13 protein-coding genes and 1 pseudogene are annotated in these 13,027 nt (G+C 68.9%); 3 read left to right on the top strand and 11 right to left on the bottom strand.

All coding sequences use genetic code 11. From position 1 onward, the window contains the following. The first annotated feature begins 15 nt into the window (after positions 1–15). Positions 16–1,011: an ArsR/SmtB family transcription factor gene (locus DIZ26_RS04830; protein ID WP_112238115.1), complete on the top strand. Its 996-nt coding sequence runs from the start codon at positions 16–18 to the stop codon at positions 1,009–1,011. A gap of 85 nt (positions 1,012–1,096) precedes the next feature. Here DIZ26_RS04830 and DIZ26_RS04825 read toward each other — a convergent pair whose 3' ends face one another. The 9 genes from DIZ26_RS04825 to DIZ26_RS04785 form a co-directional block, all read right to left on the bottom strand. Continuing rightward, positions 1,097–3,136 (bottom strand): primosomal protein N', encoded by a 2,040-nt coding sequence (locus DIZ26_RS04825; protein ID WP_112238113.1) that lies wholly within the window; start codon positions 3,134–3,136, stop codon positions 1,097–1,099. Between the two features lie 257 nt (positions 3,137–3,393). Then, positions 3,394–4,587 carry a methionine adenosyltransferase gene (gene metK / locus DIZ26_RS04820; RefSeq protein WP_112238111.1) on the bottom strand — a complete coding sequence of 398 codons (1,194 nt, stop codon included), beginning with the start codon at positions 4,585–4,587 and terminating at the stop codon, positions 3,394–3,396. A gap of 162 nt (positions 4,588–4,749) precedes the next feature. After that, on the bottom strand, positions 4,750–5,892 hold the full coding sequence (locus tag DIZ26_RS04815) for a winged helix DNA-binding domain-containing protein (protein ID WP_112238109.1): 1,143 nt from the start codon (positions 5,890–5,892) through the stop codon (positions 4,750–4,752). A 112-nt stretch (positions 5,893–6,004) separates the two neighbouring features. After that, on the bottom strand, positions 6,005–7,297 hold the full coding sequence (coaBC, locus tag DIZ26_RS04810) for a bifunctional phosphopantothenoylcysteine decarboxylase/phosphopantothenate--cysteine ligase CoaBC (protein WP_332872715.1): 1,293 nt from the start codon (positions 7,295–7,297) through the stop codon (positions 6,005–6,007). Positions 7,298–7,319: 22 nt separating this feature from the next. Further along, a complete protein-coding gene (gene rpoZ / locus DIZ26_RS04805; RefSeq protein ID WP_112238107.1) occupies positions 7,320–7,625 on the bottom strand; it encodes a DNA-directed RNA polymerase subunit omega in 306 nt (101 codons plus the stop codon). A 2-nt stretch (positions 7,626–7,627) separates the two neighbouring features. Beyond that, positions 7,628–8,290 carry a guanylate kinase gene (gmk, locus tag DIZ26_RS04800; protein WP_232828146.1) on the bottom strand — a complete coding sequence of 221 codons (663 nt, stop codon included), beginning with the start codon at positions 8,288–8,290 and terminating at the stop codon, positions 7,628–7,630. 59 nt (positions 8,291–8,349) lie between these two features. Next, complete coding sequence (gene mihF, locus DIZ26_RS04795; RefSeq protein ID WP_112238105.1) at positions 8,350–8,664, bottom strand: integration host factor, actinobacterial type; 315 nt, start codon at positions 8,662–8,664, stop codon at positions 8,350–8,352. A gap of 141 nt (positions 8,665–8,805) precedes the next feature. Next, entirely contained in the window at positions 8,806–9,177 is a 372-nt protein-coding gene (locus DIZ26_RS04790) for a hypothetical protein (RefSeq protein ID WP_112238103.1), read from the bottom strand. 171 nt (positions 9,178–9,348) lie between these two features. After that, complete coding sequence (locus tag DIZ26_RS04785; RefSeq protein WP_232828145.1) at positions 9,349–9,696, bottom strand: hypothetical protein; 348 nt, start codon at positions 9,694–9,696, stop codon at positions 9,349–9,351. Between the two features lie 363 nt (positions 9,697–10,059). On the opposite strand from DIZ26_RS04785, the pseudogene DIZ26_RS38765 reads away from it, so the two are divergent. Further along, a pseudogene (locus tag DIZ26_RS38765) lies at positions 10,060–10,194 on the top strand (type IV toxin-antitoxin system AbiEi family antitoxin domain-containing protein); the annotation flags it as partial. Positions 10,195–10,228: 34 nt separating this feature from the next. Further along, positions 10,229–11,029 (top strand): DUF559 domain-containing protein, encoded by an 801-nt coding sequence (locus DIZ26_RS04780; RefSeq protein WP_232828144.1) that lies wholly within the window; start codon positions 10,229–10,231, stop codon positions 11,027–11,029. 72 nt (positions 11,030–11,101) lie between these two features. Here the strand turns inward: DIZ26_RS04780 and pyrF are convergent, their stop codons facing one another. Beyond that, entirely contained in the window at positions 11,102–11,938 is an 837-nt protein-coding gene (gene pyrF / locus DIZ26_RS04775; RefSeq protein WP_112238099.1) for an orotidine-5'-phosphate decarboxylase, read from the bottom strand. 17 nt (positions 11,939–11,955) lie between these two features. After that, on the bottom strand, positions 11,956–13,023 hold the full coding sequence (locus DIZ26_RS04770) for a quinone-dependent dihydroorotate dehydrogenase (protein WP_112238097.1): 1,068 nt from the start codon (positions 13,021–13,023) through the stop codon (positions 11,956–11,958). Between the last annotated feature and the right edge of the window lie 4 nt (positions 13,024–13,027).

Raw genomic sequence — 13,027 nt, 5'->3', positions numbered from 1 at the left:
CGTTAGAGTGCGGGAGTGATCACCATCAGGCTCAGTACGGACGACGTGAGCCGGATCAGGTTCGCGTTCTCGCCGGTCTGGGAGGCGGTGACCAGCGTCCGGGCACTCAGCAACAATTCGGCTCGCAGCGTGCACGGGCCGTGGTTACGCAAGATCGGTCCGATCGCGGCGGGCGATGACCTGATGTTGCTCAGGGCACTCATTCCGCCGGTCAGCTACATCCCGGACTTTCTGACGCCCGCACCGCCGCGACGGTCGACAAGCTTCGAGTCCGGCCTGGCAGCGATCTCCGCGACGCCGTACGAGTTGGTGGTGCAGGAGCTCGGCAAGCTGCATCATGAGCATCCGCATCCTGTGCTGCCGGAACTGATGGCAGATCCGGAGAGAGCGCTCGACCGGATCACCGGCGCGCTCGACAGTTACTGGCGGCGGACGATCGAACCGGACTGGCGCCGGATGCGGTCGCTGCTGCAGGACGACCTGGCGTTCCGGCTGGACGAACTCGCCGCCGGTGGCGTGGAGCGGCTGTTCCGCAATCTGCATCCGTCGATCAGGTTCAGCGGCGGCCGGGTCGAGATCGACCGGCCTTACTCGTGTGACGGCGTTCCGCAGCCAGGGCAGGGGTTGCTGCTCGTGCCGTGCGTATTCACCTGGCCCGCTGGCCTTTCGGTGATGGCGGCGCCGTACGTGCCGACGATCACCTATCCGCCGCGCGGTCTCGGTCGGCTGTGGGAGAGCCAGCAGGACGCGAGTGAATCCCCGCTCGCCGATCTGGTCGGCCGGACCCGCGCGGCGATCATGAGCCACCTCGACCTGCCGATGTCGACCACGCACCTGTCCCACCAACTCGGCATCTCCGCGCCGACCCTGAGCGTCCACCTCGGCATCCTCCGTGCAGCCGGCGTCGTCGACTCCCGCCGCGACGGCCGCGCAGTCCTCTACTACCGAACGCCGATCGGCACCCAGCTCCTCACCCTCTCCGCCCCCACCCCACTGGCCGACACCGCCTGACCCAGGCAGTTGTTGCAGGTCGGGCCGGCCGGCTGACCATCGGTCGGTCGGCGAACATAGAACGTCGCCGGGGCGGCTTTGAGGGTCAGCCGAAGTGGACGGGATCTACTTGGATGCGCACCGAGCCGGGGAGTTTCTTGGTGGTCCGGGCGGCTTGGGCCTCTTTGAGGGTGCGGGCCAAGGCCGAGCCGGAGGCGCGCGGCGTACGGACCACTGCGCGGCTGGTTTCGTCGTCCAGGGCTACAGGACCGAGAATCTCCAAGCCTGCTTGGGGATCGACGAGTTGGCGCAGTCTTGCGAGCAGGTCGGCGACCGCTTCGGTCGGGCCGGTCAGCTCGGCGAGTTTGGCGGCCGGCGCGAGGCGCGCAGTACGGCGTTCGCCCAGCTCACGTGTCGCGAATCCCTCGGGGCTCCATCGCACGATCGCCTGCAACGGAGTGGCCGACGGCTCCCCCACCATGATCACCGTCCCACCCTGGCGAGCAGGACGGACCAACGCGGCCGCGTTGAACCATCGGCGTACGGCTTCCTCCGGCGCTCGCAGATCCGGCCGCGCGAGCAACAACCAGGTGTCCAGCAGCAGAGCCGCGGTGTAACCACCGGAAGCAACCGGTTCCGCGCCCGGCGTGGTGACGATCAACGCCGGCTCGTCGGACACGGTGTCCAGGACGTTGTCACCGCCCGACGTACGGACGAGAACGCCAGGAAACGCTCTGCCCAGTTCTTCGGCCGTTCTCCGCGCACCGACGACGGCGGCACGCATCCGGGTGTCACCGCACTCGGGACAGCGGTGGTCGGCCGCGGGTCGCCCACATACGGTGCAGCTCGCGGGCCCTGATCCATCAGTACGCCGCAACGTGCCGCCGCAGGTCGAGCATCTCGATGGAGCTCGGCACGTCTGGCACACCAGGCTCGGCAAGTACCCCGCGCGCGGAACCTGAACGAGCACAGGACCCGACCGGAGCCCTGCCCGCGCGATCTCGAAAGCCCGATGCGGCAACCGCGCGGCACGAGCCCCCGGATCGCGAGCCAGTTCCGTGTCCGACTCCCCCGCGATGTGAACCGACGGCGCGGCCGCCCGGATCACCGGCCGATCCGCGATCAGCTCACCGGCCCACCCCGATTCCAGCAAGGCCGCGGCCTCCGCCGACCGCGCGAACCCACCCAGCAAGAAGGCGCACTTCTGCTGATAGGCGCGCAGCAGCAGCACCTCGCGCGCATGGGGATAGGGCGCGCGTGGTTCGGCGTACGAGTCGTCGCCGTCGTCCCACAACGCGACCAGGCCGAGGTCGGTGACGGGCGCGAAAGCGGCGGCCCTGGTGCCGATCACGACTCGGGTGCAGCCGCGCAGAGCGGCGAGGAAAGCGCGATACCTGGCAGTCGGGCCGAGGTCGGCGGAGAGCGTCACGAACCCCTCCGGGCCCAGTACTTCGGAGCAGGCGGCGGCGAGGCGCTCCAGATCACGGGCGTCCGGGGCGAGCAGGAGCGCCCCGCGGCCGGCCGATGCGCAGACGGCGGCGGCCTGCGCGAAGGCCGTCGCCCAGTCGGCACCTGCCACTGCGGTCCAGATGGCGCGCGGCGCCTCGGAACGGCGGAGCGCGTCGAGGAAACCGGGGGCGTTCGGGTACGGCGACCATTCGGACAGCGATGTGGAGAGCACGGGCTGGACAGGCTGCGTGCATTTCAGCGGCTCGGCTTCGATCTTCGCGTGCCGGGGTGGGACGGCGAGGCGGGTCACGTCGGCGAGGACTCCGGCGTACCGGTCGGCGACGGCTCGGCAGAGGTCGGCGACTTCGGGGGTCAGCACCTGCTCGGGTGAGACGACCTTGCGGATCCGGGCCAGCTTGCCGTCGTGATCGGACGACTCCAGGCGTTCGAGGACGAAGCCGTCGAGGTCCTTGCCCGCGAACCGCACTTTGACCCGCGCTCCGGGTTGGGCGGCGTCGGCGACATCGTCGGGCACCAGGTAGTCGAACGGGCGGTCGAGGTGTGGCAGCGAGACGTCGACCGCGATGCGCGCGACGGGCAGCGCGGAGGTGATCCCGGCCGGCACCTTCGTGCGGGAACGGCGAACGGTCTCGCGGAGCAGCGTCAACTGCTCAGGTGAGTCCCCGTTCTGTGCCACCGGTGAACTCTAGTCGCCCCACCCGACAGATACCGGGAGCCCTGTGGACAAGCCCCGAAGACGAGAGAAGCACGCCCGCGCGGGAGCGCGGAGAGCGCGGAGAGCGCGGAGAGCGCAGGAGCGCAGGAGCGCAGGAGCGCAGGAGCGCAGGAGCGCAGGAGCGCGGGAGCGCGGGAGCGCGGGAGCGCGGGAGCGCGGGTGGGGGACGTGCAACTGCCCGCCGGCCCTCGGGGGTCGGCGGGCAGTTTTGTGTGGGACTACTTGGCGACGGCGGCCTTGAGGGCGTCGACGCGGTCGGTGCGCTCCCAGGTGAAGTCGGCGCCGGTGCGGCCGAAGTGGCCGTTGGCGGCGGTCTGGGCGTAGATCGGCCGGAGCAGTTCGAGGTCGCGGATGATCGCGGCCGGGCGGAGGTCGAAGACCTCGAGCACCGCGTCGCTGATCTTGTCGACCGGAACGGTCTCGGTGCCGAAGGTGTCGACGTAGACGCCGACCGGGCTGGCCTTGCCGATCGCGTAGGCGACCTGGACCTCGGCCCGCGCGGCGAGCCCCGCGGCGACGATGTTCTTGGCCACCCAGCGCATCGCGTACGCCGCCGAGCGGTCGACCTTCGACGGGTCCTTGCCGGAGAACGCGCCACCACCGTGGCGGGCCATGCCGCCGTAGGTGTCGACGATGATCTTGCGGCCGGTCAGACCCGCGTCGCCCATCGGGCCGCCGATCTCGAACCGGCCGGTCGGGTTCACCAGCAGCTTGTAGTCGGTCGAGTCGATGTCGAACTGCTCGAGGATCGGGTCGACGACGTGCTTCTTCACATCCGGCGTCAGCATCGAGTCGAGGCTGATGTCGGCGGCGTGCTGGCTGGAGACGACGACCGTGTCGATCCGGACCGCCTTGTCACCGTCGTACTCGACCGTGACCTGGGTCTTGCCGTCGGGACGCAGGTACGCCATCGTGCCGTCCTTGCGAACCTCCGACAGCCGCTCGGACAGCCGGTGCGCGATGGTGATCGGCAGCGGCATCAGCTCGGGCGTCTCGTTGGTGGCGTAGCCGAACATCAGGCCCTGGTCGCCGGCGCCCTGCAGGTCGAGCTCGTCGACGGAGGCGTCCGTGCGCGTCTCGTACGCCGTGTTGACGCCCTGGGCGATGTCCGGCGACTGGCTGCCGATGGCGACCGAGACGCCACAGGACGAGCCGTCGAAGCCCTTCAGGGACGAGTCGTAGCCGATGTCCAGGATCCGCTTGCGCACGATCCCGGGGATGTCCACGTACGCCGACGTGGTGACCTCGCCGGCCACGACCACCAGGCCGGTCGTGACGAGGGTCTCCACCGCGACGCGGCTCTTCGGATCCTCGGCCAGCAGGGCATCGAGGATGGAGTCGCTGATCTGGTCAGCGATCTTGTCCGGATGACCTTCCGTCACCGACTCGGACGTGAAAAGGCGCCTCGCCACGGTTCTCCCTCGGGTTTTCTTTGTCTGTCGTACGGCGGGTAGCCGTACCCCACCTCGCATCGGCTCGAGCGATGCTCCTGGGCAGTATGCCAGCACTTCGGGCGACGGTCAGGTCGGCCCCACCGATCCGTCCGTATGGCGGAATCAGCGACCGAATGCTGGTCAGGCATGCGGTCCGACGGTGACCTTGCCGATGGTCAGTTCCGGGGTGGCGCCGACGATTTCACCCAAGCGCTCGACTTGTTCGTCCAGCGATCGCAGCTGGGCAGGCTTCAACGGGCGAAGGGGTTCGACCGTCACCTGCAGGCGGCGGCCTGAGCGCTTCTGGTGCCAGACGCCGGCGACGATGCCGTCGACGAGAAGCACGGGATAGTTGCCGGCTTGTCCGCCCGCCAAGGCGCGGGTGTAGGCGTCGCCGGGAAAGACGAGTTCCCGCGGATGGCTGCCCACGCCGTACGCGTCGAAGTACGGCAGCAGGCGTACGCCGCGGACCCGCTCGGCCGGCAACTCTGTGTCGCCCGCGTTCAGCCATGCCGTGCTGCCGTTCACCTCGACCTCCTCGAGGTTGGGGCTGGTCGCGAACACCTTTGCCACAAAGCCCGGCGGCGCACTCAGCCATTTCGCGAACTGTTGCGGAGTGGCCGGGCCGTACGTGTGCAGAAACCGTCGGAGAATCTCAGAGAGCGCTTCCTCGCCGTTCCCGGTTGTGAACGGCGCGAACCGCTGCGGGTTGGAGTAGGTGGTCTTGCGGCCGCGGTTCGGGCCGTAGCAGAGAACGCCCGCCTTGCCGGCGGCTGGGATCGCCTGGCGCCAGCGCGGCCAGAACTCCTGGAACGCCGGCATCACCAGATCGCCCGCCCAGGAACCGGTCCGGGCGACCACCTGTTCGCTGAGTTCGTCCATCGTCAGATCGTCGGCAGAGAGCGCGTTCCCGATTGCTTCGATCACCTCGGCGAGTTGGTCGGCGGTCATGCGCGTACCCGGTGCCGCTTGGCCACCAGAGCGGGGCAACGCCGACAATGCCCGCATCCACAGCGACAGCTCGTCGGCGGGCAATAGGTGAATGGTCCCCCGCGGCCCGAAGGTCTTCACCAGCGTGCGGTCCTCCCACAGCGCTCGCTGAATGTCGGCCCGCGTCGCCTTCTCCATCCGCAACGCAACGGAGATCTCCGCCGCCGACAGCACCTGCGCATGCGCCCCACACATAGCCCGTACGACGTCCGCCGGGCTTCCGTTCGCTGGTACGTCCAGGTAATGCCGCCGCACTCGCCGCGCCACGATCGCTTCCCACGCCAAGCCGCTCATACGAAGAACGCTAGAACCAGAAGCGGCCAGCTTCCGTCCTCAATCCAGGCCCGTCCGAACCGAAGCCCGCGCGACCCGCAGCTGTCAGCGCCAGTCGTCGACCGGGAAGCACTCAGTGCCAGTGGGTGGCGACCAAGTTCCAGATGACGCCGGCGAGAGCGTCCTTGCTGCCCGAGGGGAAGGGCAGGGCGCCGCCGTCGCGGTCCAGGATGACCGCTTCGTTGGTGTCGCTGCCGAAGACCTTGCCGCCGGACACGTCGTTCACCACCAGCAGGTCGCAGCCCTTGCGTTCGAGCTTGGCGCGAGCCAACTCGATCACGGTGTGCTGCTCATCACCGGTCTCGGCCGCGAACCCGACGATCACCTGGTCCGTCCGCCGCCGGTCGTGCGAGATGGTCGCCAGGATGTCCGGGTTCTGCACGAGGCTGACCGCGGGCACTGAGCCGTCGGCGGTCTTCTTGATCTTGTGCCCGGCCACATCGGCCGGCCGGAAGTCTGCCGGAGCCGCGGCCATCACGATCGCGTCGGCATCGACGGCGCGCCCGGTGATCTCGTCGTACAGCTCGCGGGTGCTCGTCACGGGGACGACCTGGACGCCGGCCGGATCGGCGAGCTCCGAGTTGGCCGCGACCAGCGTGACCTTCGCGCCGCGGGCGGCGGCGATCCGGGCGAGGGCGTAGCCCTGCTTCCCGGAGGAGGAGTTGCCCAGGTAACGCACCGGGTCGAGGTGTTCGCGCGTCCCACCGGCGCTGACCAGGACGTGTTTGCCGGTCAAGTCGGCGACCGATTGGCCCGCAGCGCGCGCGGTCTCGTCGGCGAGCATCAGCTGGCTGATCGCGAAGATCTCGGCCGGCTCGGGCAACCGGCCACGACCGGTGTCGCTGCCGGTCAGCCGCCCGACCGCGGGGTCGAGCACGGTGATGCCGCGCGATCGCAGCGTCGCCACATTCGCTTGCGTGGCGGGGTGTTCCCACATCTCGGTGTGCATCGCCGCCGCGAAGAGGATCGGGCAGCGCGCGGTCAGCAGCGTGTTGGTGAGCAGGTCGTCGGCCAGGCCGTGCGCGGCCTTGGCGATCAGGTTCGCCGTGGCTGGTGCGACGACGACCAGCTCGGCGGCCTTCCCGATCCGGACGTGCGGCACTTCGTGCACGTCGTCGAACGGATCGGCGGTCACCGGCTGACCCGACAGCGCCGCCCAGGTCGCCGCGCCGACGAACTCCAGCGCGGCCGCGGTCGGCACCACCCGGACCCGATGCCCCGACTCGGTCAACCGCCGGAGCAGGTCACAGACCTTGTACGCCGCGATGCCACCGCCGACGCCGAGCACCACGTTCGGCTTGGCGGTGGAGACGACCGAATCCCCCGGGGCCGAAGCTGCGCCGGGGGTCGGGGGTGGCTGCGTCATCGAGCCTGGCCCTCGGACGAAACTACTCGGACTTCTCCGCGGCTGCGGCGGCTTCCGCCTCGGCCTCGGGGTCGATGTCCGTGCAGGTCAGCACGCCCTCGTTGATCTCGCGCATGGCGATCGAGAGCGGCTTCTCCTGGACGTGGGTCTCGACCAGCGGTCCGACGTACTCCAGCAGGCCTTCGCCGAGCTGGGAGTAGTAGGCGTTGATCTGCCGGGCCCGCTTGGCCGAGTACAGGACCAGCTTGTACTTCGAGTCGGTACGGGTGAGCAGGTCGTCGATCGGCGGGGAGGTGATGCCGATGGCGACGGGCTGGTTGCCAGACAAGGTCAGCTCTTTCCAGAGATGGAGGGTGATCGAATCAACTTTACCAACTGATCGGCCGCCTCCCGAACCGAGGCGTTCACGATCGTGACGTCGAACTCCTTCTCGGCCGCCAGCTCCAGGGTAGCCGTCTCCAGCCGGCGCTCCCGCTCCTCGGCCGTTTCGGTCCCCCGGCCGACCAGCCGGCGGACCAGTTCGTCCCAGCTCGGCGGGGCGAGGAAGACGAAATGGGCGTCCGGCATCGTCTCGCGGACCTGGCGGGCGCCCTGCAGGTCGATCTCCAGCAACGCGGGCCGGCCCTCGGCCAGCTTGTCGAGCACCGGCTGCCGGGGCGTCCCGTACCGGGCGGCCTTGTGGACGACGGCCCACTCGAGCAGCTCGTCGTCGGCGATCATCCGGTCGAACTCGTCGTCGGTCACGAACAGGTAGTGCACGCCGTGCTCTTCGCCCGGCCGCGCCTTGCGGGTGGTCGCCGAGACCGAGATCCAGATCTCGGGGAAGCGCTCCCGGATGTCCGCGGCGACCGTGCCCTTGCCGACGGCGGTCGGGCCGGCCAGCACGGTCAGCCGCGCGCCGCCGACGCCGCGGCCGGTCCGGCCGGACGGGTTGCCGCGCGAGATCGCCGTACCGCTGTCCGGTTCTGTTGCATTCCCCGTGTGCGAATCCATCTCCCGGCCCGTCTCCGCCCGACTCGTGCTCGGTTCAGTCCTGGTGACCGACATCAGCTTCACTCGGCGAATTCGCGCTCGAGCGCGGCGATCTGGTTCGTCCCCAGACCGCGGACCCGCCGCGTCTCGGAGATGCCGGCGCGCTCCATGATCTGCTGGGCGCGCACCTTGCCGACGCCGGGGATGCACTGCAGCAGCGCGCTGACCCGCATCTTGCCGATCACGTCGTTGACCTGCCCCTCGTGCAGAACCTGCGTCGGGGACGCTCCGGAGTGCCGGATCCGGTTCTTGATCTCCGCACGCTCGCGCCGCGCCGCCGCGGCCTTGTCCAGAGCCGCCGCTCGCTGCTCCGGGGTCAAAGAAGGAAGTGGCACCGTTTCACCTGTCCCGTTTTGTGGCTTCGAACGTGAACCTAACACGGCTTCGGACGCCTCCGGGACAGGCTCAGGAGGGCCGCTCCGAACTCCGTGGTGATAAGGCGGCCTGCGCCCCGCGATGTGATGACGCGGACACGATCAGTTGAGCGCCGGGACGTCCACCTTGCAGGAATCCTTGGCATGCGTGGCGATCTGCCGGTACGCCGTGGTGACCGCGCCCGTTTCCTTGCTCAGCCGCGCCAGCTGAACGCGATCGCTCCCGGCCTTCTGCGCCTTCTCCGCGAACGCCACGATCACGGCCCAGTCGTCCTTCACCTCTTTCGGCGCGGAGCCCTGCAGTTTCTTGGCGTCGTCGAGGATCTTCACGTAGTCGGCCGGCTTCTGCGGGTCCACGTTCACCGCGGACGCGGCGTACCCGGCGAGATCGACGCAGTACGCCTGCTCCTCGGTGCACGCGGTCAGGCCGGCGGCCGTCGCGATCATCGCCGCGGTCATCACTAGGGTGCGCATCTGGTTCTCGTCCTCGCTGTCGGTCGTCGGGATGAACCCCCGACGCTACCGGTGAACACAAACCGCGGACCGGCCGTCACAGACCGGTCCGCGGTTTGTGTTCACCGCAGATCGCGGTACGGCGACCCGCAGTACCGGCATCGCGGTACTGCGCGGTCGCGGGACCGATGATCAGCCTTCGATGTTGACCTTGCAGGTGTCCTTCGCCTGCTTCGCGATCGCCTGCGAGGCGGCCGCGATCTTCTCGCCGTCCTTCTTGGCCAGGTCGGTGAGCTTGGCGGTGTCGCCGTTGGCGTCCTTCGCCTTGTCGGCGTAGTCCAGCACCGTCTTCCAGTCGTCCTTCAGGTCGTCCGGCGCCGACTTGGACAGCTTCTTCGCCTCACCACGCATCTTGTCGACCGCGGCCTTGTCCTTGATGTCGAGGCCCTTGACCGCCTCGGCATAGTTCTGCAGCTCACTGCAGTAGTCGCCGCCCGAGCACGCCGTCAACGTGCCGACGCTCAATGTCACTACCGCCACGAGGGCCGCAACCTTACGCATTCCGTTCCTAACTGCCTGCGGGAAGACCGTCTCTCCCCGTCGACGCAACCTTTCCGAATCCCAGGGTCAACCACCCACACCCCACGCCGTGAACAACATCGCATCCCCACACTGGAACCACCCCGTAACCTCCGCCGTCGCTACGCGGTCTCCACTCCCCGCGGCAGGGTTACCCCACTGTTCGGACAGTGGGGTAACCCCATCAGGGAGAGTGAACCCACCCGAACCGTGAGGGGACGCCGGGGGGCAGCTGACGGGTGCGGGGTGCTGGGGGTGTGGTGGTTGTCCACAGATGGTCGGGGACGCGGTGGGGTGGGGGCGGATCGCGGCAGGTTTCAAGGTATGAACATCAAGCTTCGTCGTCGTGCATCGGAGCACGGCGGCACTTTTACGCGTCAGGATGCGCTCGAGTCCGGCTACACAGTGAGTCAGATCCGCGAGCGGCTTCGCAGTGGGCAATGGGTCTCGCTCAGAAGAGGCCTGTACTGCGAACGGATGGTGGACCCGGCTGATGCTCTCCCGTGGGAGCGGGCTGCGGCAGAGCATCGACTCGCGGTCCACGCTGCGGCGCGGGCACTCGCCGGGAGCCGTGGTGATCAGTCATCAGTCCGCTGTTGTTCTGCATGGTCTGCCGACGTGGGGAATGGATCTTCGTCGCGTGCATGTCACCCGTACGGACCGCGCGAAGGGGCGAATCGTCGCGGGTACGTGCCATCACGTCGGCGCGTTGCCGAGCGCTGCCGTCACCACGACCGAAGGTCTGACCTCAACCACAGTTGCCAGAGCGGTGATCGAGGCGGCCTGCGCCACGCAGTTCGAGGCGGCCGTCGTGCTGTGCGACTCTGCGTTGCAGCAGGAGCGTGTGACGAAGGCCGAGCTGGACGATGTGCTCAGTTTCATGTCCGGCTGGCCAGGAACCGGTACTGCGCGAGCCGCTGTGCAATTTGCCGATCAGCGGTCGGAGTCAGTCGGGGAGTCGCGTCTTCGTGTGCTGATGGACACCTACGGGCTGCCGGAGCCCGAGTTGCAGACCCGATTCAGCATCGATTCAGGGAATGTCGTGGCGCGGGTGGACTTCTTCTTCCGGCAGCACCGGGTGATCGTCGAGTTCGACGGACTCATCAAGTACCGCGATCAGGCGGTCGACGTCGTACTGCGTGAGAAGCGCCGAGAGGACCAACTACGGTCGGCCGGCTACCTGGTCGTCCGGGTCGACTGGAAAGACCTGGACCACCCCGAGCGCCTGATTCACCGCATCCGCCGAGCGTTCGCCATGGCCGCCGACGCGTCGACGAGGCGGGTCCACTCCTGATCGAGGGGTTACCCCATTCTTCTAGCAGTGGGGTAACCCCTCGAAGAGAGGTGAACCCCACTGCGAGAGGGGTCAGTAGCCGAGGGCGGCTCGGAAGGTGTCGTTGGAGCGGGCGGCTGCATCCTGGAGGGCGGCGGGGGTGGGGCCGGCGGCGAGGATTTCTCGGGAGCTGGAGGGGACTACGTTGTGGACGGCGGTGCCGAAGACCTTGGTGAGGCCGGCGGCGGTGCCGCCCTGGGCGCCGAGGCCGGGGGCGAGGAGGGGGCCGCGGATGTCCAGGTTCTCCCCTGTGGACTTGATGGTCGCGCCGACGACGGCGCCGAAGGAGCCGAGGTCCTCGGCGTCGGCGTTGAGGTCGCGGAGGCCGTCGAGTACGGCGCCTGCCACGGTCGGGCCGGCCGTCGTACGGGCGGACTGGAACTGGGGGCCCTCGGGGTTGGACGTGAGCGCGAGAACGAAGAGGCCGGCGCCGGCAGCGCGGGCCTCGTCGATCGCCGGCTGCAGCGAGCCGAAGCCGAGGTACGGGCTGACCGTGAGCGCGTCGCAGGCCAGCGGGCCCTTCTCGGCGAGGTACGCGGCGGCATAGCCGGCCATCGTCGAGCCGATGTCGCCGCGCTTGGCGTCGATGATCACCAGGGCGCCGGCGTCACGGAGGCGGATCGTGGCCTCTTCCAGTACTGCGATGCCGGCCGAGCCGAAGCGCTCGAAGAAGGCGGACTGGGGCTTGAACACAGCGACGTGCTCGGCCAGCGCGTCGACCACGCCGTACGTGAAGGACGCCAGGCTCTCAGCGGTGTCGGGCAGGCCCCACTGGTCGAGGAGATGCTGGTGCGGGTCGATTCCGACGCAGAGCGGGCCGCGCTGGTTCATGGCGGCGCGCAGACGGGTGCCGAAGGGCTGGCTGCTCATGGGGCGTTCTCGCTCTCTCATCGATGCTCCAGAAGGCGGTTCGTCCGGCGTACCAGGCCGGGACCGCGGTAGATCAAGCCGGTGTACAGCTGGACGAGGCTCGCGCCCGCGTCCAGCAGGCGGGCGGCGTCGGACGGATCGAGGATCCCACCGACGCCGATGATGGGGAGCGCTCCCTGCGTTTCCGCGTGGATGTGCGCGACCACCTTGGCCGAGGTCTCGGTCAGCGGCCTGCCGGACAGACCGCCGGCTTCGCCCGCCAGCCGTTCATCGGCAGCAGCGAGACCCGAGCGGCCGATCGTCGTGTTGGTCGCGATGATCCCGGCGACACCGACGTCGGTGCAGACGCCGAGCAGTTCGTCGATCGCCGGCTCGGTCAGATCCGGTGCGATCTTGACCAGGATCGGCTTCGGGCCACGACCGCCGGTTGCCAGGGATGCGGCCTCGGCGTGCAGTGCGCTGAGCAGTTCGCGGAGGTGTCCGGAGTCCTGCAGAGAGCGCAATCCCGGGGTATTGGGCGAACTCACGTTGACCGCGAAGTAGTCGCCGTACCGGTAGAGCCGTCGCAGCGAGGTGACGTAGTCCTCGACCGCATCCTCCAGCGGCGTCACCTTCGACTTGCCGATCGAGATGCCGAGTGGGTAACCGAGATCGCCGTACGCCGCGAGCCGGTCCGCCAGCGCCGCCGAGCCGAGGTTGTTGAACCCCATCCGGTTGATCACGGCCTCGCTCTCGACCAACCGGAACAAGCGCGGCTTCGGGTTCCCTGGCTGGGGTTGCGCCGTGACCGTGCCGACCTCGACGAAGCCGAAGCCGAGCACGCGCCAGGCCGGTAGGGCGATGCCGTTCTTGTCCATCCCTGCGGCCAGCCCGACCGGACCCGGGAAACGCACCCCGAAGACGGTGCGCGCCAGGCCGGCCGGGAGAGAACCGTAGCTGCGCGAGAGAGCGCTCACCGCGCCGGGAACGCGACTCAGCCGCTGCAGTCCGTGGAGCGTCTGCTCATGCGCGACCTCCGCGTCCCCCTGGCCCAGCCGGTAGAGCACCGGCCGGACCACCTTGCGGTAAAGGGGAAACGCGGTCACGCCA

The sequence above is a fragment of the Kribbella monticola genome, assembly GCF_003261635.1.
GTDB lineage: Bacteria > Actinomycetota > Actinomycetes > Propionibacteriales > Kribbellaceae > Kribbella > Kribbella monticola.
The sequence above is the reverse complement of the archived record's forward strand: the minus strand, read 5'-3'. Positions and strand labels throughout refer to the sequence as shown.

Coding starts and splice junctions, on each gene's coding strand:
- DIZ26_RS04815 (WP_112238109.1), bottom strand. CDS start 5,892: ATGAGCGGCTTGGCGTGGGAAGCGATCGTGGCGCGGCGAGTGCGGCGG.
- coaBC (WP_332872715.1), bottom strand. CDS start 7,297: ATGACGCAGCCACCCCCGACCCCCGGCGCAGCTTCGGCCCCGGGGGAT.
- gmk (WP_232828146.1), bottom strand. CDS start 8,290: ATGGATTCGCACACGGGGAATGCAACAGAACCGGACAGCGGTACGGCG.
- DIZ26_RS04790 (WP_112238103.1), bottom strand. CDS start 9,177: ATGCGCACCCTAGTGATGACCGCGGCGATGATCGCGACGGCCGCCGGC.
- DIZ26_RS04780 (WP_232828144.1), top strand. CDS start 10,229: ATGCTCTCCCGTGGGAGCGGGCTGCGGCAGAGCATCGACTCGCGGTCC.
- pyrF (WP_112238099.1), bottom strand. CDS start 11,938: ATGAGCAGCCAGCCCTTCGGCACCCGTCTGCGCGCCGCCATGAACCAG.